The organism is Marinobacter sp. JSM 1782161 (genome assembly GCF_011421605.1).
In the GTDB taxonomy this organism is placed as follows: domain Bacteria; phylum Pseudomonadota; class Gammaproteobacteria; order Pseudomonadales; family Oleiphilaceae; genus Marinobacter_A; species Marinobacter_A bohaiensis.
The window spans coordinates 2425833-2447976 of the sequence record NZ_WSSA01000002.1; the positions used below are offsets into that span (position 1 = coordinate 2425833).

Here is a 22144-nt window from a genome sequence, read left to right on the forward strand (position 1 = left end):
GGGAAACTCGGCCAATGTCGCAGAGGCGTCGGCGACATTGGCTGCACCGAAAGCCGGAGTTAGCTGCCCATCGCCTTGCGCGCGCGCCCCACGGCCGCACGCACCTGCGTCGGCGCGGTGCCGCCCAGGTGATCGCGGGCCTGGACCGAGCCTTCCAGGGTCAGCACATCGAACACGTCCTGGCCGATCACGTCGGAGAACTGGGCCAGCTCCTCCAGGGTCATGTCCGACAGGTCGCGTTCCTCGGCGATGCCGAACGCCACGGCCTTGCCAACGATCTCGTGGGCATCGCGGAAGGCCACGCCCTTCTTGACCAGGTAATCGGCCAGATCGGTGGCGGTGGAGAAACCGCGCTTGGCGGCAACGCGCATGTTGTCGGCCTTGGCTTCAATGGCCGGAACCATGTCCGCGTAGGCCTTGAGGCAGCCCTTGACCGTGTCGACCGTATCGAACAGCGGCTCCTTGTCTTCCTGGTTGTCCTTGTTGTAGGCCAGCGGCTGACCTTTCATCAGGGTCAGCAGGCTGATCAGGTGACCGTTGACCCGGCCGGTCTTGCCGCGCACCAGCTCGGGCACGTCCGGGTTCTTCTTCTGCGGCATGATCGACGAGCCGGTGCAGAAACGGTCCGGCAGATCGATGAAATCGAACTGGGCGGAGGTCCACAGCACCAGCTCCTCGCTGAAGCGGGACAGGTGCGTCATCAGCAGCGCGGCGAAGCTGCCGAACTCGATGGCGAAGTCGCGGTCGCTGACCGAGTCCAGGGAATTCTCTGTGGGCCGATCGAAGCCCAGCAGCTCGGCCGTATAGGCGCGGTCGATCGGATAGGTGGTGCCGGCCAGGGCCGCGGCGCCCAGGGGCATGATGTTGACGCGCTTGCGGCAGTCCAGCAGACGCTCGGTGTCCCGCGCCAGCATTTCGTACCAGGCCAGCAGGTGATGACCGAAGGTGACCGGCTGGGCGGTCTGCAGGTGGGTGAAGCCCGGCATGATGGTCTCGGCCTCACGCTCGGCCAGATCCAGCAGGCCCTGACGCAGGCGCACCAGCTCCTCGTGGATCACGTCGATCTCGTCGCGCAGGTAGAGGCGGATGTCGGTGGCCACCTGGTCGTTGCGACTGCGGCCGGTGTGGAGTTTCTTGCCGGTGATGCCGATCCGATCGGTCAGGGCCTTCTCGACGTTCATGTGCACGTCTTCCAGACTCACCGACCACTGGAACTCGCCCGCCTCGATCTCGGCCTTGACCGCCTTGAGCCCGTCGATGATCTGGTCGCGCTCGTCGTCGGTCAGCACCCCCACTTTCGCCAGCATGGTGGCGTGGGCAATGGACCCCGTAATATCATGATGATAGAGGCGCTGATCGAACGCCACGGAGGCGGTAAAGCGCTCCACGAAGGCATCGGTGGGCTCACTGAAGCGACCGCCCCAGGGCTTTTCGGAGGACGTGTTCTGGTCAGTCATGGTCTATCTTTCCTGCTAGCTGGATATCGCGGCGAGGTCGGGGTAGCCACCGCGGCCTCGGAACAGGCCGGGGATTGTACCACTCCCGATGGCGCCTCTGTACAAACGAGCACCATAACCGACCGCCAGGGCCCGGTGGTCAACCCATAAGACAGGACCAGAATGCTCCCCGCCAGACCCAGAATCGAGGGCAACCCCACGCTGCCCAACGCGGATTTCTTTGTGCCCGACCTGTGCCGGGTGCGGGCGGTATTCCTGTTGCTGCTGACCAGCGAGCTGATCGTCCTGCTGCTGTCGATCCTGCACGCCCGCAGCGGTCTGATCGACTGGCACTATTTCGGCCTGGTGTCACTGTTCGTGCAGTGGACCGTGCTCACCAGCGCCGCCCTGGTATGCAGCCTGCGCGGCTGGCTGAAACGGTTCTCCACGGCAAAGGTGGTGATCATCATCACCGCCGTGGTGATGCTCGACGTCCTCACCTTCACCCTGATCGCCGATCGTATCCTGCTGGTCGAGGCCCAGGCCCTGCCGGCCCACCTGATCGCCCGCAATCTGCTGGCGGCACTGATCATCACGCTGATGGTGCTGCGTTACTTCTACCTGCAGCACCAGTGGCGCCAGCAGAAGCAGGCGGAGATGCAGTCGCGCATGACCGCCCTGCAGGCCCGCATCCACCCCCACTTCCTGTTCAACAGCATGAACACCATCGCCAGCCTGATCGCCAGCCGCCCCACCCAGGCCGAGGACGCCGTGCTGGACCTGTCGGAACTGTTCCGCGCCAGCCTGCGCACCCAGGACCGGCTGATAACCCTGGGCGAGGAGCTGACCCTGTGCCAGCGCTACCTCGCCATCGAGCAGTTGCGCCTGGGCGAGCGACTCAGCGTCGACTGGGATCTCGATGGCGATCTGGCCAGCCAGGCGATCCCGCCGCTGACCCTGCAGCCGCTGGTGGAGAACGCCATCTACCATGGCATCCAGCCGCGCCCGGAAGGCGGCGAGATCCGCATCCACACCTATCGCAAGCGGCACTTTGTCTACATCGAGGTGCATAATCCCGAACGCCCCTACAACGCCGACCAGGCGGGTCATCGCGGCAACCGGGTGGCGCTGGCCAACATCCGCGCACGGCTGGAAACGGTGTTCGACGGCGAGGCCCTGCTCAAGCACAGCGTCCATGCCGGGCGCTACACGGTGACCCTGCGCCTGCCCTGGCGTACCATAGCCACGGATGGCGATAACTCGCAGTAATCAAGGGACGACGAACCGGTCATGACGCAACACGTACTCATTGCCGACGATGAGCCGCTGGCCCGGGAACGGCTGCAGCGGCTTGTCAAAGAACTGCCCACCTATGCCGTGTGTGGCGAAGCCAGCGACGGTGACGAGGTACTGGCGCGGATCGCCGAGTGCGAACCGGATATCCTTCTGCTCGACATCCGCATGCCGGGGCTCGACGGCCTGGCCGTGGCCGAGCAGGTCAATGCCCTGGCCAGCCCGCCGGCCATCATCTTCTGCACCGCCTACGACCAGTACGCCATCAACGCCTTCGAGGTGCAGGCGGTGGCCTACCTGCTCAAACCGGTACGCCGCGAGAACCTGGCCGACGCGCTGGCCCGGGCGGGACGGGTCAACCGGGTCCAGCTCCAGGCACTGCAGGCCACCGCCGAGCAACACCCGGGACAACTCGCCGTGCGCACCCACCGCGGCACCGAGCTGATCGACATTGGTGGCATTCGCTACTGCCAAGCCGACCAGAAATGCGTCACCCTGCACCATGGCCGCGGCGAGACCGTGACCGACTACACCTTGAAAGAGCTGGAACAGACCTACCCCGACAGCCTGCTGCGCATCCATCGCAACACCCTGGTGGGGCGACGCCACATCGCCGCCATGAAACGCACCCCGGACGGCCAGCACCTGATCCAGCTCAACGACTCCGAGCAGCGCCTGCCGGTCAGCCGCCGGCACGCCAGTTCCGTTCGCGAGGCCCTGCTGGGCAAGTGATACCACGCCATCGGGGCCGGGACATTTGACGCCATAAACGGTAGGCTAACGGCTCCACTGACCGAACAGCCGAAAGCAGCATTCATGACTCGATCCACAACACCGCGCACCCTTCGCATCGCCACACGCAACAGTGCCCTGGCCCTCTGGCAGGCCGAGTTCATCAAGGCGGAACTGGAGCGACTGCATGCCCACATCACCGTTGAACTGCTGGGCATCAAGACCCAGGGCGACAAGATCCTGGACGTGCCCCTGGCCAAGATCGGTGGCAAGGGCCTGTTCGTGAAAGAGCTGGAAGAAGCCATGCTCGATGGCCGCGCCGACCTGGCCGTGCACTCCATGAAGGACGTGCCCATGACCTTCCCGGACGGCCTGGGACTGGTTGCCATCTGCGAGCGGGACGATCCCACCGACGCCTTCGTCAGCAACCACTACGACAACGTCGATGCCCTGCCCGACGGCGCCCTGGTGGGCACTGCCAGCATGCGCCGGGAATCCCAGCTGCGCGCCTACCGGCCGGACCTGAAAGTCCGCACCCTGCGCGGCAACGTCAACACCCGGCTGTCCAAGCTGGATAACGGCGACTACGACGCCATCGTGCTGGCCAGCTCGGGTCTCAAGCGTCTGGGCTTTCACGACCGCATCCGCTACTGCCTGCCGGACACGATTTCCCTGCCCGCCGTGGGCCAGGGCGCGCTGGGCATCGAATGCCGCACCGACGACCAGGAACTGATCGACCTGCTGCAACCGCTCAACCACACCGATTCCGCCGACCGGGTGCGCGCCGAACGCGCCCTCAACCGGCGCCTGGAGGGCGGCTGTCAGGTGCCTATCGCCGCCTACGCCCTGCTGGAAGGCGACGACACCCTGTGGTTACGCGGACTGGTGGGCTCCGTCGACGGCCAGACCATCCACCGGGTGGAAGGTCGTGCCCCGCGCGCCGAAGGCGAACGCCTGGGCCGCGAGCTGGGCGAGGAGCTGCTGGCCAAGGGCGCCGACAAGATCCTGGCCGAGATCTATGGCTACCGGGTCGAGTGACGCGCCGCTGGCCGGTCGCCGCATCCTGATCGGCCGTCCCGAGCCAGAAGGCGAACGACTGGCGCGAGAACTCCAGGCGGCGGGCGCCCGAACCTATTGCCTGCCGCTGCTGGAGCGCCGCGCCCTGCCGGACACGCCGGAACGCCGCACCCTGATCCAGTCGCTCGACCTGTACCAGCACGTGATCGCCGTCAGCCCCGGCGCGGCCCGCGAATTCCTGCGCTACGCCGAGGACTGGTGGCCACAGTGGCCAGTCGGACTAAACTGGTATGGAGTGGGTCAGGGGACGGCCGATGTGTTGCGGGCCGCCGGTTTGCGGGTACGCATCCCCGCCACCGGCTACAGCAGCGAGCACCTGCTGGCCCTGGCCAGCCTGGCGCGACCGGCTGGCGACAAAGTACTGATCGCCAAGGGGCGTGGCGGACGCGAACTGCTGGGCGAAACGCTCCGCGAGCGCGGCGCCCGGGTCGACAACATGGTGCTCTATGAGCGGGTCTGCCCCGACTACGACAGCGAGACCCTGCGCGAGGCGCTGCAGACCTTTGATCCGGATGCCATCGTGGTCCTGTCCGGAGAAACATTGAACAATCTGATCGCGCTGGGTAAGAATAACGATGACAACCTGATGCGTCGCAACCTGCTTGTCCCCGTGGCCCGGGTGGCGGACACCGCGCGGGAACAGGGTTTTGAGCGCGTGCACGTTCCGGAGCAGCTGACCGCCGAAGGCCTGATCCACTGCCTGGGGCGGCTGGACTGATCCCGCGGCCCGGAACAACGGGAATTCCAATCAACGAGTAAGGACGCCTGTGACTGAGACAACCAACAACCTGCCTGCGCCCGTCGCGTCTCCGCAACAGCCTCCGCGGCGCCTCTGGCCCTTGTGGGTGGTCGCCGTCGTCGCGTTGCTGGCGGTCATTGCCCTGGGGCTCTGGAGCTGGCACCTGTGGCAACAGCAACAGGCCCTGAACCAGTCCATCGACTATCTGGACAGCACCACCGAACGCCTCGACCGCGACTACAGCCAGAGCGGCGGCCAACTGCGCGAGCGCATCCAGTCCCTGCAGTCCGAACTCGGCGAGCAGGGAGACCTGGCCCGCGAGATGCAGCGCCAGATCGACCACAACGCCCAGGCCCTGCTCGAAGCCGGCAACCGCACCCGCACCGACTGGCTGCTGGCGGAAGCCGAGTACCTGCTGCGCATTGCCAACCAGCGTCTGCAGATCGAGAAAGACTTTGAAGGTGCCATGTCCGCACTGAAAGCCGCGGACGACGTGCTGGAACAGACCGACGATCCCGGCAGCTACCCGGTGCGCAAGCAGGTGGCGCGGGAAATCCTGGCCCTGCAGGGCATCGAGAAGGTGGACCGCACCGGCCTCTACCTGCAGCTGGAAGCGGCCATCGACAGCATCGGCAACCTGACCGACCGCGCACTGGCCCAGGATGCCGTCGAACAGTACAACGCCAACGCCGCAGCCGCCCCCGAATCCGGCGGCGACCAGGATGTCTTCGCCAAGGGCTGGTCGGCCATCCGCGCCACCCTGAGCGAGGCAATTTCCGTACGCCGGCTGGACGAGCCGGTCAAGCCCCTGCTCTCCCCCGACCAGAGCGTCTACGCCCGACTCAACATGCGCCTGATGCTGGAAGAGGCACAACTGGCTGTCCTGCGCGGCAACCAGGCCCTGTACGAAAAGTCCCTGGGCAAGTCCGCCGACTGGCTCAACACCTGGTACGACGGCAGTCACGGCCCGGTACGCGCCCTGCGCGACAACCTGGCCGAGCTGGCATCGCGCGACATCAACCCGGAACTGCCGGACATCAGCCAGTCCCTGCGCCTGCTCAAGGCCCGCCTGGAAGGTCGCCTCAGCGGCGACGCTCCGCCCGCCGATGACAACGCCCCGGATGGGGATAAGGCAGGCGACGCGTCATGAGGAAACTCTTTCTCCTGTTCCTGCTGGCGCTGCTGATCGGCGCCGGCCTGAGCCTGGGGCTGCAGTACGACAGCGGCTACATCCGCATCAGCCTGGGCAACTACCTGATCGAAACCAATTTCTGGGTGGGCGTCCTGCTGATCCTGCTGGTGACCGTCGCCCTGCAACTGGTACTGGCGTTCTTCCGGCGCCTGCACAGCGGCAAGGGCGTGGTCAGCGGCTGGCTCACCCGCAGCAGCGAACGCCGCGCGCGCCGCCGCACCACCCAGGGTCTGCTGGCCCTGGCCGAGGGCAACTGGCCGCGCGGGCGCAAGCTGCTGGAAAGCTCGGCGGACCGCGCTGACACGCCGCTGATCAACTACCTGGCCGCCGCCCAGTGCGCCTTCGAGTGCGGCGATCATGAAGCGGTGGAAGACCTGCTGCGCAAGGCTTTCGAAAGCACCCCGGGGTCCGACCTGGCGGTGGGCATCACCCAGGCGCAACTGCAACTGGCGGGCAACCGCCTGGAGCAGGGGCTGGCGACGCTGGTGCGTCTGCGCAAGCAGGCCCCGCATCACCCGTTCATCCTCAAGCTGATGCGGCGGGTCTACGAAGGCCTGGAAGACTGGCGCGAACTGGCCCGCCTGATTCCCGAACTGCGCAAGCGCGATCTGGTGGACAAGGACGAACTGCAGGAACTGGAACGGACCACCTGGCACAACCTGCTGCAACAGGCCGCGGATGACATTCGCCGGCAGGCGTTCGCAGAGCGTGACCTGACGCCGCTGGTTGCCCTGTGGGACGAACTGCCCGGCTCCATGCGCCGGGATTCGTACACCATCCACGAGTATGCCCGCCACCTGGCCGAGCTGGGCGACGAGCCCCAGGCGGAAACCCTGTTGCGCAAGGTGCTGCGCAACCACTGGAGCGACGACCTGGCCAACCTCTACGGCCGCATCGCCGGCGAAAAACCGGACGAGCAGCTACTGGTCGCCGAACGCTGGCTGCAGGACCGCCCCAACAATCCCGAACTGCTGCTGGCACTGGGTCGGTTGAGCCTGCGTAATGAGCTGTGGGGGAAAGCGCGGGAGTACTTCGAAACCAGTCTGCGCCTGAAGCGCAGCCCGGAAACCCTGGCCGAACTGGCCCGATTGAATGCCCACATGGGTCACGAAGCGGAAAGCAGTCAGATGCTGATGCAGAGCCTGTTGAGGGACAACGGTCTGCCGGAACTGCCCATGCCGAAGGCCTGAGACGACCTCAGGTTCGTGTCCGAAGTACAGTTGAAGCTTATCTTCTGAAGAAGGGCGAAGGGCCGTCGGCGCAAATACTGGAGTCGGGAGGTCGCACATAGGGAGCCTGTCGGCTCCTCCGACGCTAAAGCGCCGGCTACATTGCGTGTGCCCGCCCCTCAGCCTCACGCCAAGGCCCGAAGCCCCTCGCCCGTGTAGCCGAAACTTCTGTTTCGGAGCTGGCCGGAGGACAGCCGGTATCTCGCCGGGTTTGCAGATAGCCCAGGAGGCCACCAGTTCCTCCGGTTCAGACGCGCCGGCCACATTGCCCGTGCCGCCTATCAGCCTCACGCCAAGGCCCGAAGCCCCCGCCCGTGTAGCCGAAACTTCAGTCTCGGAGCTGGCCGGAGGACAGCCGGTATCTCGCCGGGTTTGCAGATAGCCCAGGAGGCCACCAGCTCCTCCGGTTCAGACGCGCCGGCTACATTGCGTGTGCCGCCCCTCAGCCTCACGCCAAGGCCCGAAGCCCCCGCCCGTGTAGCCGAAACTTCAGTCTCGGAGCTGGCCGAAGGACAGCCGGTATCTCGCCGGGTTGTAGATAGCCCAAGAGGCCGCCAGTTCCTCCGGTTCAGACGCGCCGGCCACATTGCCCGTGCCGCCTATCAGCCTCATGCCAAAGCCCGAAGCCTCCCGCCCGTGTAGCCGAAACTTCAGTTTCGGAGCTGGCCGGAGGACAGCCGGTATCTCGCCGGGTTTGCAGATAGCCCAGGAGGCTGCCAGTTCCTCCGGTTCAGAAACGCCCGCTACATGGGTTTCGCCAGCCTGTAATATCCCGCAGGCGTCTGCCCTATTATCCCCGCGGCGCGTATTCCAGCACGTCCGACAGGAACGCCGATTCCGGCAGTCCCGCCTCGACCAGCGCGTCCATCAGCGTGTAGACCATCGGCGGCGACCCACTGGCCAGGACACTCACGCCGGACCAGTCATAGCCACCGGCCAGGACCGCCCGCACCAGTTGGTCGTGGTGGCCGCTCCAGTCGTTGTCGGCGTCGTCGCCCACCACCGGGAAGAAGGAGAACGGCGCCCAGTCCTCCGCCCATTGATAGGCCAGCGAACGCAGGTACATGTCCTCGTGGCGCCGCACACCCCAGTACAGATGCACCGGCTGCTGGAGGTCGGTTTCCCGCAGGTAGTCGACGATGCTTTTCATCTGCGCAAAGCCGGTACCGGCCGCCACCAGTACCAGTGGCTTCTCCGGAGCCGACGCCAGGCACGCCTTGCCGTGGGGCAACTCCAGCGTCACCTGACCGTCGGTGTGGAACGTGTCCATGACGCGCTGGGCGGAAGCCCAGTCCGTCGCGGCCTGGACGTGCAGCTCGATGTCGCCACAGGACGGGCTGCTGGCAATGGAGAAGTAGGACGGCGATGCATCCGGCAGGCGCACGGACAGGTACTGGCCCGCATGAAATGCCAGCTCACGCCGACGGGGTAAGGTCAGCGTCACGCGGTATACGTCGTGGCTGAGCGTCTTGATGTCCGAGACCGTTGCCTGCATCTGCTGCGGCGTTTGGGAACCTGCGGCCATAACCTCCTCAATCTCCAATTCCACCGGCCCGCGCGGCTGGCTTCGACACAGCATCAGGGTCGCGGGCGGTTCTATCTCTTGATCGGTCCGGGTGTTGAGCACCCGTCCCGCCTTGAGCCGGGCTTCACAGAGTTCGCAGACTCCGTTGCGGCAGGACCAGCGAATGGCAATGCCTGCCCGGCGGGCCGCGGTCAGCAGATCGTCCCTGGGCGACGCGGTGAATTCGAGTCCGGCGGGGTCAATCCTGACCCGCACGGGGTCATCACGATGCGGACTCATCAATGCCCAGCTCGGACCAGATGGCATCCACCCGCTCCTTGACGGCGGCGTCCATGGCGATGGCCCGGCCCCATTCCCGGTCGGTTTCGCCCGGCCACTTGCTGGTGGCATCCAGCCCCATCTTGGAGCCCAGGCCGGCCACCGGCGAGGCGAAATCCAGGTAGTCGATCGGGGTGTTTTCCACCAGGGTGGTGTCCCGCGCCGGGTCCATTCGGGTGGTAATCGCCCAGATGACGTCGTTCCAGTCCCGGGCGTTGACGTCGTCGTCGGTGACGATCACGAACTTGGTGTACATGAACTGCCGCAGGAACGACCATACGCCCATCATCACACGTTTGGCATGGCCGGCATACTGCTTGCGCATGGTCACCACCGCCATGCGGTAGGAACAGCCTTCCGGCGGCAGGTAGAAATCCACGATTTCCGGGAACTGCTTCTGCAGGATGGGCACGAACACTTCGTTCAGCGCCAGCCCCAACACCGCCGGTTCGTCGGGCGGACGCCCGGTGTAGGTGCTGTGGTAGATCGGATCCTTGCGGTGGGTGATGCGCTCCACGGTAAACACCGGGAAATGCTCCACCTCGTTGTAGTAGCCGGTGTGATCGCCAAACGGCCCTTCCGGAGCCATATCGTCCGGGTAAATGTAGCCCTCGAGCACGATCTCGGCGCTGGCCGGCACCTGCAGCTCCGACAGCCCTGCCTGGACAAGTTCGGTGCGACTGCCCCGCAACAGACCGGCGAAGGCATACTCGGACAGACTGTCCGGCACCGGCGTCACGGCCCCGAGGATGGTAGCGGGATCCGCCCCCAGCGCCACCGCGACCGGGAACGGCTCGCTGGGGTGCGCCTTTTGCCACTCCTGGAAATCCAGTGCTCCGCCGCGATGACTGAGCCAGCGCATGATCAGCCGGTTGCGACCGATCAGCTGCTGCCGGTAAATGCCCAGGTTCTGGCGTTCTTTATGCGGCCCGCGGGTAATGACCAGCGGCCAGGTCACCAGGGGACCGGCGTCCTCCGGCCAGCAATGCTGGATCGGCAGCTTGTAGAGGTCGACGTGATCTTTGTCGATCACCACGTCCTGGCAGGGCGCAGAGCGGCGCACTTTTGGCCCCATCTGCATGACCTGCTTGAAGATCGGCAGCTTTTCCCAGGCGTCCTTGAAGCCCTTGGGCGGATCCGGCTCCTTGAGGAACGCCAGCAGCTTGCCCACTTCGCGCAGGCTGGCCACGTCCTCCTGCCCCATCCCCAGGGCCACTCGCTTGGGTGTACCGAACAGGTTGGCCAGCACAGGAATGTCCGAGCCCTTGGGGTTCTCGAACAACAGTGCCGGGCCGCCCGCACGCAGGGTGCGGTCGCAGATTTCGGTCATCTCCAGGTAGGGATCGACTTCGGTCTTGATGCGCTTGAGTTCGCCAATCGCTTCCAGTTGGCGAATGAAATCGCGCAGATCGTCGTATTTCATGACGCTGTCCTGAGCCTGAACGTCCAAAGGGATGGAGCAGTGTACGGGAAAGCAGGATGGATGGCCCACCCGCGACCGAAGGTTGCGGGTGGGCCGGGCGCGATCAGCGCTTCTTCATGGACTGGAAGAATTCATCGTTGGTCTTGGTATCGCGCAGCTTATCGAGCAGGAACTCGAGGGACGCGGTGTCGTCGTCCATGGAGTGCAGCAGCTTGCGCAGGATCCAGATCCGCTGGATGTCGGCCTCGCTCATCAGCAGATCCTCGCGGCGGGTGCCGGAGCTGCGGATGTTGATGGCCGGGTAGGTACGCTTCTCGGCAATGCGGCGGTCCAGGTGGACTTCCATGTTGCCGGTACCCTTGAACTCTTCGTAGATGACCTCGTCCATCTTGGAACCGGTGTTGACCAGCGCGGTGGCCAGGATGGTCAGGCTGCCGCCTTCCTCGACGTTCCGCGCGGCACCGAAGAAACGCTTGGGCTTCTCCAGGGCGTGGGCGTCGACACCACCGGTCAGCACCTTGCCGGAGGACGGGATCACGGTGTTGTAGGCACGCGCCAGACGGGTGATGGAGTCCAGCAGGATCACCACGTCCTTCTTGTGCTCGACCAGACGCTTGGCCTTTTCGATCACCATCTCGGCGACCTGCACGTGACGTGCCGGCGGCTCGTCGAAGGTGGAGGCAATCACTTCGCCGCGCACCGTGCGCTGCATTTCGGTGACTTCCTCTGGACGCTCGTCGATGAGCAGGACCATCACGTGGCATTCCGGGTTGTTCCGGGTGATGGACTGGGCGATGCCCTGCATCAACAGCGTCTTACCCGCTTTCGGCGGGGATACGATCAGGCCACGCTGACCTTTACCGATCGGAGCCACCAGGTCCAGGACCCGGGAGGAGAGGTCCTCGGTGCTGCCGTTACCGGCTTCCAGCATCAGGCGCTCGTCCGGGAACAGCGGCGTGAGGTTCTCGAACAGAATCTTGTTGCGGGCGTTGTCCGGCTTGTCGAAGTTGATCTCGTTGACCTTCAACAGCGCAAAGTAACGCTCGCCATCTTTCGGCGGCCGGATCTTGCCGGCAATGGTGTCGCCGGTGCGCAGGTTAAAGCGCCGGATCTGGCTCGGCGACACGTAGATGTCGTCCGGGCCGGCGAGGTAAGACGCATCGGCGGAACGGAGGAAGCCGAAACCGTCCTGGAGAATCTCCAGCACGCCGTCCCCGTAGATGTCCTCGCCGCTTTTGGCGTGCTTCTTCAGGATCGAGAAAATGACGTCCTGCTTACGAGAACGGGCCAGGTTATCCAGTCCCATTTCCTGGGCAATATCCAGCAGCTCGGGAACGGGTTTCTGCTTCAGATCAGTAAGGTTCATATTTTATTTGACGACTTGGAATGGAATATCAATCAGGTTTGCGAAGACAGGGGGAATTCCCCTGAGCGTAACGTGATGCTTTTAAGTATCGGGACAGAAACCGTGAGGCGGGCGCCTGAACGGCTTTTTCTTTGGAAGCGAGTAAACGTGCCGGCCATTATAGCAACAAGTCAGGCCATTACCACCCCTTCCAAATTTGCGGTGACAACAGGATACTGATTGGCACGACTTAAGGGTATAGCGCGTTTTTCAAACAGTAGCAAGTCATTCCTTCCATCCCTGCAATCGAAGTGGAAATCCTTGACCTATGGCAAACTCCGACACCTTCGTGCCTCTGAACATCGCCGTGCTGACCATCTCCGACAGCCGTGGCCCCGCTGAGGACACTTCCGGCCAGTACCTCACCGACCAGGCCAACGCCGCCGGCCACCACGTGGTCGAACGTCGCCTGCTGCCGGACGACGTCTACCTGATCCGGGCCCTGGTCGCACGCTGGGTGGCCGACAGCCGCATCCACGTGGTGCTGATCACCGGTGGCACAGGATTCCACGAGCGGGACAGCACGCCGGAAGCGGTTGCGCCCCTGTTCGATAAGCTCATCGACGGATTCGGTGAAGAATTCCGGCGCCTCTCCGCCGACGACATCGGCTCCTCCACCATCCAGTCCCGGGCACTGGGCGGCCTGTCCAACCACACCGTCGTGTTCTGCCTGCCCGGCTCCACCGGCGCCTGCACCCTGGGCTGGGAAGGCATCCTCAGGCAGCAGCTCGACAGCCGCCACCGGCCGTGCAATTTCTCGGCGCTGGTCAACCGCAAACCGGAACGCCCGCTGCACCGGCTCGACGACGCCCTCGACACCTGGAGCAACCATGGGACCGACTGACGGCCTGACCCGCCTGGACGACGCCCTGGCGCACCTGCTGCCCCAAGCTCATGCGGTCGCCGAAAAGCAGGTGCGACGCCTGGAAGACGCCGGAGGTCAGATCCTGGCCAACGACATCTCCGTGCCGGCCGACGTACCACCGGCGGACAACAGCGCGGTGGACGGCTACGCCATCCGGCTCGCCGACCTGGCCAACCAGCCGCTGCCGGTCAGCCAGCGGATTCCCGCCGGGGTGGCGCCGCAGCCGCTCGAACCCGGCACTGTAGCCCGGATTTTTACCGGCGCCTCGGTGCCGAATGGGGCCGATGCGGTGCTGATGCAGGAACACGCCAGCGTCGACGATGCCGGATTGCGGACCGATCACGCACTGTCGCCGGGGCAGAACATCCGCCCCCGGGGCCAGGATCTGCGTGCCGGCAGCATGGCCCTGGCCGCCGGCACCAGGCTGCGGCCCCAGGAATTGGGCCTGCTGGCCTCGCTGGGCATCGCCGAAATTTCGGTGCGGCGCCCAGTGCGCGTGGCCATCCTCACCACCGGCGACGAACTGGTGCCGCCGGGGCAGCCACTACCACCCGGCAAGATCTATAACACCAACCGGTTTGCGCTGCGTGCCCTCTTGGAATCCCTGCATTGCGAGGTCGTCGATCTGGGCGACGTGGCCGACACCCGCGAGGCGACCCGGACCGCGCTGGAACAGGCCGCGACCCAGTCCGACCTGATCCTGTCCAGCGGCGGCGTCTCGGTGGGGGAAGAAGATCACGTGCGCGGCGCGATGGAAGCCCTGGGCGACGTCAGCCTCTGGCGTCTGGCGGTCAAACCCGGCAAGCCCCTGGCCTTCGGACGGATCGGCACCACGCCCATGCTGGGACTGCCCGGCAATCCGGCCGCGGTGCTGGTGACCTTCCTGATCGTCGCCGCGCCGTTCATCCGCCGTTTGCAGGGCCGATCCGACACCCCGGCCGCCGCCCTCGCGCTGCCTGCCGGCTTCAGCGTCGACAAGGCATCGCCCCGGCGCGAGTTCGTGCGGGCCCGGCGCGTGGAGCGCGACGGCCAAACCCGGATCGAAGCCTACCCCAACCAGAGTTCGGGCATGCTAAGCTCAGCCTGTTGGGCCGACGGGCTCGCCGTGGTTCCCGAGAACACCCGCGTAGCGCATGGCGACACCCTTGCCTTTTACCCGTTCAACGACCTGCTGGGCTGACTATGAGCAACACCGTCACCATCAAGTTCTTCGCGCGGTTGCGCGAAACCCTGGACACCGACAGCCTGGACCTGCCGGTGGACAGCGAAACCACGGTGGCCGATCTGATCCGCACCCTGGCCAGCCGCGGAGCGCCCTGGGATACCCTGGACGGCGACCGCAGCGTGATGATCGCTGTCAACCAGACCATGGCCCGCCCGTCGCAGCCGGTCAGCGCCGGCGACGAAGTGGCCCTTTTTCCGCCGGTGACCGGGGGCTAGCCATGATTCGCATCCAGACCGAGGACTTCGACATCGGCCGGGAAACCGACGCGCTCGCCGACGACGGTCAATCCGGCGCCATCGCCACGTTTACGGGTTTGGTGCGGGCCAGCGGCGATCGCCAGGACGTGCGCGCCCTGTTCCTGGAACACTATCCCGGCATGACCGAATCGGTGATTGAGGATCTCATTGCCCAGGCCTCCGAGCGCTGGTCCATCAACGCCGTCCGCGTGATTCACCGGGTCGGGGAGCTGGCGCTGGGCGAGCGCATTGTGTTTGTCGGCGTGACCAGTGCCCACCGCGGCGATGCCTTCGCAGCATGCGAGTTCCTGATGGACGCCCTCAAGACCTCAGCCCCGTTCTGGAAGAAGGAAATCACCGCGGATGGCACGTCGCACTGGGTGGAGCAGAAAGACAGCGACCGCCGGAAAGCGGACGACTGGCAGGCGGGCTGATCCGGCGGCTCAGCCCGCCCAGTCCTCCGGCGCGTTGAGGTTGCGAAAGCTGTCTTCGTCCGCCGGAAGCGCCGGAAACAGCGGCTCGTAAGACGCCGCAAAGCCCATCACCTTGCGCCCGCCCTGGGCCAGGTAATCCCGCAGCGCTTCCGCCAGGGACACGGGATAATAACCGTGCAACGGATGCAGGCGGTCACTCACTTTCGCCAGAACGACGCGCTGCGGATTGGCCTGCGCGTCCGCCGCCAACACCCCCATAACGGCCGCTGTCACCGCCGGCGTATCGCACGGCATCACCAGAACGCCGTCAGCGCCCTGCGCCCGCGCCCGTTCCAGCCCGGCCAGCAGCCCCGCCAGCGGCCCGGCGTCTTCGAATGCCGAATCGTCAGCCACGACCGCATCGGCCCAGGATCGATGGGCATCGAGTTGTCGATTGGCGCTGATCAGCAAGGTCCGGCAATGCGGACGCAATGCCTCGCAGGCGGCAGCCACCAGCGGCCGGCCGCGCCAGAGAGCGAGCCCCTTCTCCAGCCCGCCCATGCGGCGGGCGCGACCACCCGCCAGGATCAGGCCGGCGCATCCGCCCGATGGGTCTGAACCCGTCATGACTTACTCCCTGTTCGCGGATACCGAGACATAAAAAAACCACCTTCCGGACGACCGGAAGATGGTTTCTTCACTGCGGAGCCCCGCATCGCATCAACGCCGCTGAGGACGTGGCGGCACATGGCCCGACCGCGACCCGATTACAGGTTGCTGTCGAGGAACGCCGCCAGCTGGGACTTGGACAGTGCGCCAACCTTGGTGGCGTCCACGTTGCCGTTCTTGAACAGCATCAGGGTCGGAATGCCGCGGATATTGAACTTCGGCGGAGTCTGCTCGTTCTCGTCGATGTTGAGTTTGCAGATCTTCAGCTTGCCGTCGTACTCCTCGGCAATCTCCTCCAGAACCGGCGCAATCATCTTGCACGGGCCACACCACTCCGCCCAGTAATCCACCAGGACCGGGGTATCGGCCTTCAGCACATCCTCTTCGAAGGAGGCGTCGGTTACGTTTACGATATTTCCGCTCATTACTGTTTCCTGCTTTTGGCAGCGCCCATTGCCGGATCACTGCGCCTAGACGTTTACGGCCCGTCCGCCGACCGGCCACTTCGAATCTACCGATCCACTTTACGCGAAAGCCCGTCCGCGAGGAAAGTCCCACGCCGGATACGGACCATGAGCATGAACAACCGGGGGTAGCGCACGCTACTGACAGGTTGGCGGGGTATGGCTTATAGTTACCCGCAGTGTCGGTTCACCATGAGGAGCCCACACAATAAAAGGAACCTCTGGTTAAGTCTATTGGCGATTCTGGCTCACCCGGCACGCCGGAATCAAGGCACGCCGGCTCAGCACGACCGCGCCAGGCCGCACCGAGTTCCAGGCGCGGATTTGCCAATAGACATGATTCAGAGGCCAAGCCCGGCAAGAGGATTTCAAGACACGTGACGGCCCCCAACAGCGCCACCGACCGGGACCTGCTGGCTGCCATCGATATGGGCTCCAACAGTTTCCATATGGTGATTGCCCGCCTGATCCACGGCGAGATTCGCACCCTCGAGAAGATGGGGGAAAAAGTCCAACTCGGTGCCGGTCTCGATGCCAGCAACCGCCTGACCGAAGCCGCCCAGGAACGCGCCCTCGACTGTCTGCGCCGTTTCGCCCAGCGCCTGCAGGGCATGCCGCCATCGATGGTGCAGATCGTCGGCACCAACGCCCTGCGCGTCGCCCGCAACGCACCTGAGTTCATGGAACGGGCCGAGGAAGTGCTCGGCTTTCCGGTGGAGATCATCGCCGGTCGCGAGGAAGCCCGCCTGATCTACCTGGGCGTGTCCCACAGCCTGTCCGACGATACCGGCCGACGCCTGGTGATCGACATCGGCGGCGGCAGCACCGAGTTCATTATCGGCGAACGCTTCGAGCCCCAGGCCCTGGAAAGCCTGCACATGGGCTGCGTCTCGTTCCGCAACCGCTACTTCCCGGACGGCAAGATCCAGCGCAAGCAGATGGACAAGGCCCTGACCCACGCCGCCCAGGAACTGCTCAACATCCGCCATCGCTTCCGCGATCTCGGCTGGCAGAGCACCGTCGGTTCGTCCGGTTCGATCAAGGCGATCGCGTCGGTCCTGAGCAACCTCAAGCTGACCAACGGCACCATCACCCTGGAAGCCCTGCGTGAACTGCGTCAGCGGCTGGTGGACATGGGCAACGTCGAGCGCCTGGGCGAACTGGGCGTGCGCAGTGACCGCCAGAGCATCTTTCCGGCGGGGCTGGCGATCCTGCTGGCCGCGTTCGAGTCACTGGAGATCGAAAGCCTGACCTATTCCGACGGCGCGCTGCGTGAAGGGCTGCTGTACGACATCGTCGGCCGCATCCAGCACGAAGACGTGCGCGAGCGCTCCATCCAGGCACTGCAGGGCCGCTACGACATCGACTCGGCCCACGCGGCCGCGGTCGAAACCACCGCCATCGCAGCGTTTCGTCAGGTGGCCGAAGCCTGGGGCATCAACACAGAGTACGACGAGGAGCTGCTGCGCTGGGGCTGCCGCCTGCACGAGATCGGCCTGGCCATTTCCCACAGCCAGTACCACAAGCACGGCGGCTATCTGCTGCGCTACTCGGACCTGTCCGGGTTCACCCAGCAGGCCCAGCGCAATCTGGCCACGCTGGTGCGCGGCCATCGGCGCAAGTTCTCCAACGCCGTATTCGAGGACGCCGACGAGGACGATATCCCACGCCTGCAATACCTCTGTGTGTTGCTGAGACTGGCGGTGCTGATCCAGCATCCCCGCAACATGGATCAGCCGGCGGGATTCAAAGTGGAGGCCAACGGCGCGGACAGCCTGGCGGTCGGCTTCGCCGACAACTGGCTGGAGGAACGCCCGCTGACCCGCGCCGATCTGGAAAACGAGCAGGAATTCCTGGCGCGCCAGAACATCAAGCTGACCATCATGCCCTGAGGCGGGCCGGCGGGCTTCAGGACTGCTCGCCGGCCATTTCCTCCAGGGTCTCCGACACCTCAAGCCACTCCATTTCCACCGTTTCCAGCTCGGCCCGGGCCTCGGACTGGGCGCCCAGCGCCGCTTTCAGGTCGTTCTTGCGCTCAGGCTCATAGAGACCCGCGTCCGCCAGGGTCTCTTCCAGCTCATTGAGGCGGATCTGCACGTCGCCCATCCTCTTTTCCAGAGTTTCCTGGCGCTTGCGATAGGGGCTCATTTTCTGGCGCAGGGCCGCCTCGGCGCGCTTGCGGGCCTTGCGATCATCGGCGCTCTCTCCCACTTCGGGGGATTTGGCGGCACTGTCGTCCGCCCCCGGTGAAGGGGTCCGCACGTCTTCAGTCCGGCGCTCGGCGAGCCAGCGCTCGTAATCCTCCAGATCCCCGTCGTACGACGTCACGGCGCCGTCGTTGACCATCAGGAAATCGTCCACGGTGTTGCGCAGCAGGTGACGGTCGTGGGACACCACCACCACGGCCCCTTCGAAACGCTGCAGCGCCTCGGTCAAGGCCTGGCGCATCTCCAGGTCCAGGTGGTTGGTGGGCTCGTCGAGCAGCAGCAGGTTGGGCTTGGCCCAGGCGATCAGCGCCAGGGCCACCCGGGCTTTCTCGCCACCAGAAAAGATGCGGATCCGCTCCAGCGCATCGTCGCCGTGAAAGCCGAAACCGCCCAGGAAATTGCGGATCGACTGCTCCGACGCTTTCGGTGCCTCCCGCTGCAGGTGCAGGAAGGGGCTGGCGTCCAGATCCAGGGACTCCAGCTGGTGCTGGGCGAAGTAGCCGATGGCCAGGTGCTCACCGGAGGTGCGCTCCCCGGCCGTCAACGTGCCGCTGTCGTACAGGGCGCTGATGAGCGTGGACTTGCCCGCGCCATTGGGGCCAAGCAGCCCGATCCGGGAGCCCGGCAACAGGCTCACATTAATGCCGCGCAGGATAGTGCGGCCATCATGGCCGGCCTCGCCCTGGCGAATCGACAGCAGCGGATTGCTGATCTTGTCCGCTTCCGGAAAACTGAACTGGAACGGCGAATCCACATGGGCCGGGGCGATGCGCTCCATCCGCTCCAGCGACTTGATCCGGCTCTGGGCCTGACGGGCCTTGGTGGCCTTGGCCTTGAAGCGGCGGATGAAATCCTCAATCTCTGCGATCCGCGCCTGCTGGCGTTCGTAGCCGGCCTGCTGCTGGGCCAGCCGTTCGCTGCGCTGGGTCTCGAAGGCCGAGTAGTTGCCTGTGTAAGTGACCAGCGCGCGATTGTCGAAGTGCAGGATGTGGGTGGCCACACGGTCCATGAAATCGCGGTCGTGGGAGATGAACAGCAGGGTGCCCGGGTAGCGGCTGAGCCAGTTCTCAAGCCACAGGCAGGCGTCCAGGTCCAGGTGGTTGGTGGGCTCGTCGAGCAGCAGCAGGTCGGACGGGCGCATCAGTGCCTGGGCCAGGTTCAGCCGGATACGCCAGCCGCCGGAGAAAGACGCCACCGGCCGCTCGACATCGGCGTCGACGAAGCCCAGGCCGCGCAACAGGGTCTCCGCCCGGCGCGGTGCCGACCAGGCCTCGTGCAGGTCCAACTCGCCGTGGATGCGGGCCTGGGCATGGTCGTCCCCCCGGCTCTCGGCGTCCGCCAGGGCCTCCTCCAGCCGGCGCAGTTCCACGTCGCCGTCCAGCACAAAATCCCGGGCACTGCGATCGGTCGCTTCCACTTCCTGCGCCATATGCGCCAGCCGGCAGCCGCCGGGCAGCGACACCTCTCCCGCTTCTGGCTGCAACTGCCCGAGAATGAGTTTGAACAGACTGGACTTGCCGGCGCCGTTGGCACCGACGATGGCCACCCTCTGGCCAGGCTGAATCGTCGCCGATACACGCTCTAGCAACCACTGCCCGCCCCGTTGTAGACTAAGCTCTGTTAATGTCAGCATGCGCGCATTCTATCAGGGATGACACATTCCCGGGGATAACCTCTGGATACCGTCGCAGCTTGTCAGGATTCACGGCCGGAATGCAGAACCGGCGCCAGCGACCGAAACGGTCCCCCGATGTCTATGCAGCCACCCGCCGACCTGTCACTGGAGAACCCGTTGTGGCAGACCGCCTTGTCGCTCTGGTCCGATCCGGACGTCGCCGAGGCCAGCCTGATGCTTCAGGCCTGCGGTTGTTCGGTGTCCCGTTTGCTGACCGCCGCCTGGCTGGCCATTGAAGGTCGCGACTGGGACGGCTGGGAAAGCGAGGGCGTACAACGCTGGCGCTCACAGCATACGACGCCCCTCCGGCAACAGCGGCAGGCGCTGGCCAAGGCCTTTCCAACGGATGTCCTGCGCGAGCAGATCAAGCGCGCCGAGTTGGCGGCGGAACGGATTGAACTGGCCTGGATCCACCATGACCTTGAGGCCATCCGTAATGATTCGGATACAGCTCGTCCCGATATGTCCGCAAATTCGGTCTATAATGAAGCGCTGTTAATCCGTAACCTGCGCGCGGCAGCCCCAACCGGGGATGATTCTCAAGCACTGGAAACCGGTATGAACCGACTGACACAGGCTCTGGCGATCACGATCCACGCCACCCGCGCCACTCCAAACCAGGGGACATCCCAATGATGATGCGTCGCTGGGCTTTCAGGCTGGCCTTCCCGGCTCTGGGTCTGCTTATCGTCCTGATGTTCTTCGGCATCAAGGAACCGGCCCCGCAAACCGCCTCGACCACCGAGGAACCGGAAACCGCGCCCTCCTTCGAAGGCGTGGTGCCCAACCCGGTGCCCGACGACGGCCCCGACATCGTATTCAAGTGGCAGGACACGGACGGAAGCTGGCATTACGCCGACAAACCGCCCACGGACCGCAACTGGAATGCCCTGGCGGTGGATCCCGCCAGCACCGGCGTCAACGGCGAACCGGAAGTCATGACCGAGCCGGACTGGCAATCGCCCTACGCGGCCCCCTTCTCCCTCAGCGCCGACAATATCCGCCAGCGACAGAATGCGGCCACCCCGTAGGGGCCTCGCCCCACGCATTCAGCGCACGGGTTAACTTCCTTAACCATCAGTCATTGGCACACTGTCGTCAAAAGCGTTACCTTTGCCCTTCCATGATTTAAATGCATCTGGAGTCAACCGTTTGCATGGTTTCAACGCGCCCGCCAAAGCGCTCAGAACCGGACCGGGACTTCGCAATAGCAAAGGATTCTCAATGAAAAAATCCCTGATTTCGATCGCACTGGCAGGCACGGTAGCCGCCACGGCCTTCGGCGTGATGAACGCATCCGCGGAACCGGCGCTGGACAACCAGGACCAGAAGGTCAGCTACGGCATGGGTGTCGTGTTGGGCGAGCGGATGAAGAACGACCTGCCCAACCTGCAACTGGACCAGTTCGTACAGGGCATCCGCGACGGCCAGGCCGGCGGCGACGCGCCCCGCATGAGCCGCGAGGAAATCCAGGCGGCACTGCAGGCTTACCAGCAGCAGATGCAGCAGGAGCAAATGGCCAAGGTGCAGGAGCAGGCCAAGAAGAACAAGGAGAAGGGGGAATCCTTCCTCGCCGAGAACGCCGAGCGTGATGGCGTTCAGACCACCGACTCCGGCCTGCAGTACGAAGTCGTCGAAGAAGGTGACGGTCCCACGCCGAAAGCCTCCGACACGGTCAAGGTTCACTACACCGGCGAGTTGATCAACGGCGAGGTGTTCGACAGCTCACGCGAACGCGGTGAGCCGGTTACCTTCCAGCTGTCCCAGGTTATCCCGGGCTGGACCGAAGGCCTGCAGCTGATGAACGAAGGCAGCCGCTACAAGCTCTACATCCCGTCCGACCTGGCCTACGGCCCGGGTGGCAATCGCGCCATCGGCCCCAATGAGACCCTGGTCTTCGACGTGGAGCTGTTGAAGGTGAACCCGGAAGAAGACGCCGAGTAAACCGCTACAGCGCCAAAAAAAGAGCCGGCTTGATGCCGGCTCTTTTGGTTTCAAAATCGGTGTTTGACCGGAAGCAC

21 protein-coding genes are annotated in these 22144 nt (G+C 64.8%); 14 read left to right on the plus strand and 7 right to left on the minus strand.

Annotated features, from left to right (window positions below):
- Nucleotides 1-59 precede the first annotated feature (59 nt).
- Nucleotides 60-1457: an argininosuccinate lyase gene (argH, locus tag GQB00_RS10880; protein WP_165856227.1), complete on the minus strand. Its 1398-nt coding sequence runs from the start codon at nucleotides 1455-1457 to the stop codon at nucleotides 60-62.
- Nucleotides 1458-1619: 162 nt separating this feature from the next.
- Between argH and GQB00_RS10885 the strand changes: the two genes are divergently transcribed.
- The 6 genes from GQB00_RS10885 to GQB00_RS10910 all read left to right on the plus strand — a co-directional run bounded on the left by GQB00_RS10885 (nucleotide 1620) and on the right by GQB00_RS10910 (nucleotide 7659).
- Nucleotides 1620-2705 (plus strand): sensor histidine kinase, encoded by a 1086-nt coding sequence (locus GQB00_RS10885; protein WP_207950662.1) that lies wholly within the window; start codon nucleotides 1620-1622, stop codon nucleotides 2703-2705.
- A 21-nt stretch (nucleotides 2706-2726) separates the two neighbouring features.
- Nucleotides 2727-3461: a LytR/AlgR family response regulator transcription factor gene (locus tag GQB00_RS10890; RefSeq protein ID WP_111493806.1), complete on the plus strand. Its 735-nt coding sequence runs from the start codon at nucleotides 2727-2729 to the stop codon at nucleotides 3459-3461.
- A gap of 84 nt (nucleotides 3462-3545) precedes the next feature.
- Nucleotides 3546-4499 (plus strand): hydroxymethylbilane synthase, encoded by a 954-nt coding sequence (hemC, locus tag GQB00_RS10895; RefSeq protein WP_165856228.1) that lies wholly within the window; start codon nucleotides 3546-3548, stop codon nucleotides 4497-4499.
- A complete protein-coding gene (locus GQB00_RS10900) occupies nucleotides 4480-5256 on the plus strand; it encodes a uroporphyrinogen-III synthase (protein WP_165856229.1) in 777 nt (258 codons plus the stop codon). Before hemC ends, GQB00_RS10900 begins: the two co-directional genes overlap by 20 nt.
- 49 nt (nucleotides 5257-5305) lie before the next feature.
- Nucleotides 5306-6427: a uroporphyrinogen-III C-methyltransferase gene (locus GQB00_RS10905; RefSeq protein WP_165856230.1), complete on the plus strand. Its 1122-nt coding sequence runs from the start codon at nucleotides 5306-5308 to the stop codon at nucleotides 6425-6427.
- Nucleotides 6424-7659: a heme biosynthesis HemY N-terminal domain-containing protein gene (locus GQB00_RS10910; RefSeq protein ID WP_111493798.1), complete on the plus strand. Its 1236-nt coding sequence runs from the start codon at nucleotides 6424-6426 to the stop codon at nucleotides 7657-7659. The genes GQB00_RS10905 and GQB00_RS10910 overlap by 4 nt, the downstream gene beginning before the upstream one ends.
- An 829-nt stretch (nucleotides 7660-8488) precedes the next feature.
- Here GQB00_RS10910 and GQB00_RS10915 read toward each other — a convergent pair.
- From GQB00_RS10915 to rho, 3 genes are all read right to left on the minus strand, one after another.
- Nucleotides 8489-9529 (minus strand): 2Fe-2S iron-sulfur cluster-binding protein, encoded by a 1041-nt coding sequence (locus GQB00_RS10915; RefSeq protein WP_228276697.1) that lies wholly within the window; start codon nucleotides 9527-9529, stop codon nucleotides 8489-8491.
- Complete coding sequence (gene ubiD / locus GQB00_RS10920) at nucleotides 9486-10964, minus strand: 4-hydroxy-3-polyprenylbenzoate decarboxylase (RefSeq protein WP_165856231.1); 1479 nt, start codon at nucleotides 10962-10964, stop codon at nucleotides 9486-9488. Before ubiD ends, GQB00_RS10915 begins: the two co-directional genes overlap by 44 nt.
- 103 nt (nucleotides 10965-11067) lie before the next feature.
- On the minus strand, nucleotides 11068-12330 hold the full coding sequence (rho, locus tag GQB00_RS10925) for a transcription termination factor Rho (protein ID WP_111493792.1): 1263 nt from the start codon (nucleotides 12328-12330) through the stop codon (nucleotides 11068-11070).
- A gap of 307 nt (nucleotides 12331-12637) precedes the next feature.
- Between rho and moaB the strand changes: the two genes are divergently transcribed.
- The 4 genes from moaB to moaE are packed head-to-tail and all read left to right on the plus strand — an operon-like array spanning nucleotide 12638 to nucleotide 15129.
- Entirely contained in the window at nucleotides 12638-13213 is a 576-nt protein-coding gene (gene moaB / locus GQB00_RS10930) for a molybdenum cofactor biosynthesis protein B (protein ID WP_165856232.1), read from the plus strand.
- Nucleotides 13200-14414 carry a gephyrin-like molybdotransferase Glp gene (glp, locus tag GQB00_RS10935; RefSeq protein WP_165856233.1) on the plus strand — a complete coding sequence of 405 codons (1215 nt, stop codon included), beginning with the start codon at nucleotides 13200-13202 and terminating at the stop codon, nucleotides 14412-14414. The genes moaB and glp overlap by 14 nt, the downstream gene beginning before the upstream one ends.
- A gap of 2 nt (nucleotides 14415-14416) precedes the next feature.
- A complete protein-coding gene (moaD, locus tag GQB00_RS10940; RefSeq protein WP_165856234.1) occupies nucleotides 14417-14674 on the plus strand; it encodes a molybdopterin converting factor subunit 1 in 258 nt (85 codons plus the stop codon).
- 2 nt (nucleotides 14675-14676) lie between these two features.
- Nucleotides 14677-15129, plus strand: a complete 453-nt coding sequence (gene moaE, locus GQB00_RS10945; protein WP_165856235.1) for a molybdopterin synthase catalytic subunit MoaE — start codon at nucleotides 14677-14679, stop codon at nucleotides 15127-15129.
- A gap of 9 nt (nucleotides 15130-15138) precedes the next feature.
- On the opposite strand, the gene mobA is transcribed toward moaE, so the two are convergent.
- Both mobA and trxA read right to left on the minus strand, forming a co-directional pair.
- Nucleotides 15139-15735 carry a molybdenum cofactor guanylyltransferase MobA gene (gene mobA / locus GQB00_RS10950; protein ID WP_165856236.1) on the minus strand — a complete coding sequence of 199 codons (597 nt, stop codon included), beginning with the start codon at nucleotides 15733-15735 and terminating at the stop codon, nucleotides 15139-15141.
- Nucleotides 15736-15875: 140 nt separating this feature from the next.
- Entirely contained in the window at nucleotides 15876-16202 is a 327-nt protein-coding gene (gene trxA / locus GQB00_RS10955) for a thioredoxin TrxA (RefSeq protein WP_111493780.1), read from the minus strand.
- 404 nt (nucleotides 16203-16606) lie between these two features.
- Between trxA and ppx the strand changes: the two genes are divergently transcribed.
- Nucleotides 16607-18133 carry an exopolyphosphatase gene (gene ppx, locus GQB00_RS10960; RefSeq protein WP_416234157.1) on the plus strand — a complete coding sequence of 509 codons (1527 nt, stop codon included), beginning with the start codon at nucleotides 16607-16609 and terminating at the stop codon, nucleotides 18131-18133.
- 16 nt (nucleotides 18134-18149) lie between these two features.
- Here ppx and GQB00_RS10965 read toward each other — a convergent pair whose 3' ends face one another.
- Nucleotides 18150-20081, minus strand: coding sequence for an ATP-binding cassette domain-containing protein (locus tag GQB00_RS10965; protein ID WP_165856237.1), 1932 nt, complete (start codon nucleotides 20079-20081; stop codon nucleotides 18150-18152).
- Nucleotides 20082-20240: 159 nt separating this feature from the next.
- On the opposite strand from GQB00_RS10965, the gene GQB00_RS10970 reads away from it, so the two are divergent.
- The 3 genes from GQB00_RS10970 (at nucleotide 20241) to GQB00_RS10980 (ending at nucleotide 22067) form a co-directional block, all read left to right on the plus strand.
- Nucleotides 20241-20759: a DUF2390 domain-containing protein gene (locus GQB00_RS10970; RefSeq protein WP_165856238.1), complete on the plus strand. Its 519-nt coding sequence runs from the start codon at nucleotides 20241-20243 to the stop codon at nucleotides 20757-20759.
- Nucleotides 20756-21154: a DUF4124 domain-containing protein gene (locus GQB00_RS10975; RefSeq protein ID WP_322873898.1), complete on the plus strand. Its 399-nt coding sequence runs from the start codon at nucleotides 20756-20758 to the stop codon at nucleotides 21152-21154. The genes GQB00_RS10970 and GQB00_RS10975 overlap by 4 nt, the downstream gene beginning before the upstream one ends.
- A 193-nt stretch (nucleotides 21155-21347) precedes the next feature.
- On the plus strand, nucleotides 21348-22067 hold the full coding sequence (locus tag GQB00_RS10980; protein WP_165856239.1) for an FKBP-type peptidyl-prolyl cis-trans isomerase: 720 nt from the start codon (nucleotides 21348-21350) through the stop codon (nucleotides 22065-22067).
- The last annotated feature ends 77 nt before the right edge of the window (nucleotides 22068-22144 follow it).

Bases quoted from the DNA above. Each gene is read 5' to 3' on its own strand.
- argH (WP_165856227.1), bottom strand. From the start codon at position 1,457: ATGACTGACCAGAACACGTCCTCCGAAAAGCCCTGGGGCGGTCGCTTC.
- GQB00_RS10885 (WP_207950662.1), top strand. From the start codon at position 1,620: ATGCTCCCCGCCAGACCCAGAATCGAGGGCAACCCCACGCTGCCCAAC.
- GQB00_RS10890 (WP_111493806.1), top strand. From the start codon at position 2,727: ATGACGCAACACGTACTCATTGCCGACGATGAGCCGCTGGCCCGGGAA.
- hemC (WP_165856228.1), top strand. From the start codon at position 3,546: ATGACTCGATCCACAACACCGCGCACCCTTCGCATCGCCACACGCAAC.
- GQB00_RS10900 (WP_165856229.1), top strand. From the start codon at position 4,480: ATGGCTACCGGGTCGAGTGACGCGCCGCTGGCCGGTCGCCGCATCCTG.
- GQB00_RS10910 (WP_111493798.1), top strand. From the start codon at position 6,424: ATGAGGAAACTCTTTCTCCTGTTCCTGCTGGCGCTGCTGATCGGCGCC.
- GQB00_RS10915 (WP_228276697.1), bottom strand. From the start codon at position 9,529: ATGCCATCTGGTCCGAGCTGGGCATTGATGAGTCCGCATCGTGATGAC.
- ubiD (WP_165856231.1), bottom strand. From the start codon at position 10,964: ATGAAATACGACGATCTGCGCGATTTCATTCGCCAACTGGAAGCGATT.
- rho (WP_111493792.1), bottom strand. From the start codon at position 12,330: ATGAACCTTACTGATCTGAAGCAGAAACCCGTTCCCGAGCTGCTGGAT.
- moaB (WP_165856232.1), top strand. From the start codon at position 12,638: ATGGCAAACTCCGACACCTTCGTGCCTCTGAACATCGCCGTGCTGACC.
- glp (WP_165856233.1), top strand. From the start codon at position 13,200: ATGGGACCGACTGACGGCCTGACCCGCCTGGACGACGCCCTGGCGCAC.
- moaD (WP_165856234.1), top strand. From the start codon at position 14,417: ATGAGCAACACCGTCACCATCAAGTTCTTCGCGCGGTTGCGCGAAACC.
- moaE (WP_165856235.1), top strand. From the start codon at position 14,677: ATGATTCGCATCCAGACCGAGGACTTCGACATCGGCCGGGAAACCGAC.
- mobA (WP_165856236.1), bottom strand. From the start codon at position 15,735: ATGACGGGTTCAGACCCATCGGGCGGATGCGCCGGCCTGATCCTGGCG.
- trxA (WP_111493780.1), bottom strand. From the start codon at position 16,202: ATGAGCGGAAATATCGTAAACGTAACCGACGCCTCCTTCGAAGAGGAT.
- GQB00_RS10965 (WP_165856237.1), bottom strand. From the start codon at position 20,081: ATGCTGACATTAACAGAGCTTAGTCTACAACGGGGCGGGCAGTGGTTG.
- GQB00_RS10975 (WP_322873898.1), top strand. From the start codon at position 20,756: ATGATGATGCGTCGCTGGGCTTTCAGGCTGGCCTTCCCGGCTCTGGGT.
- GQB00_RS10980 (WP_165856239.1), top strand. From the start codon at position 21,348: ATGAAAAAATCCCTGATTTCGATCGCACTGGCAGGCACGGTAGCCGCC.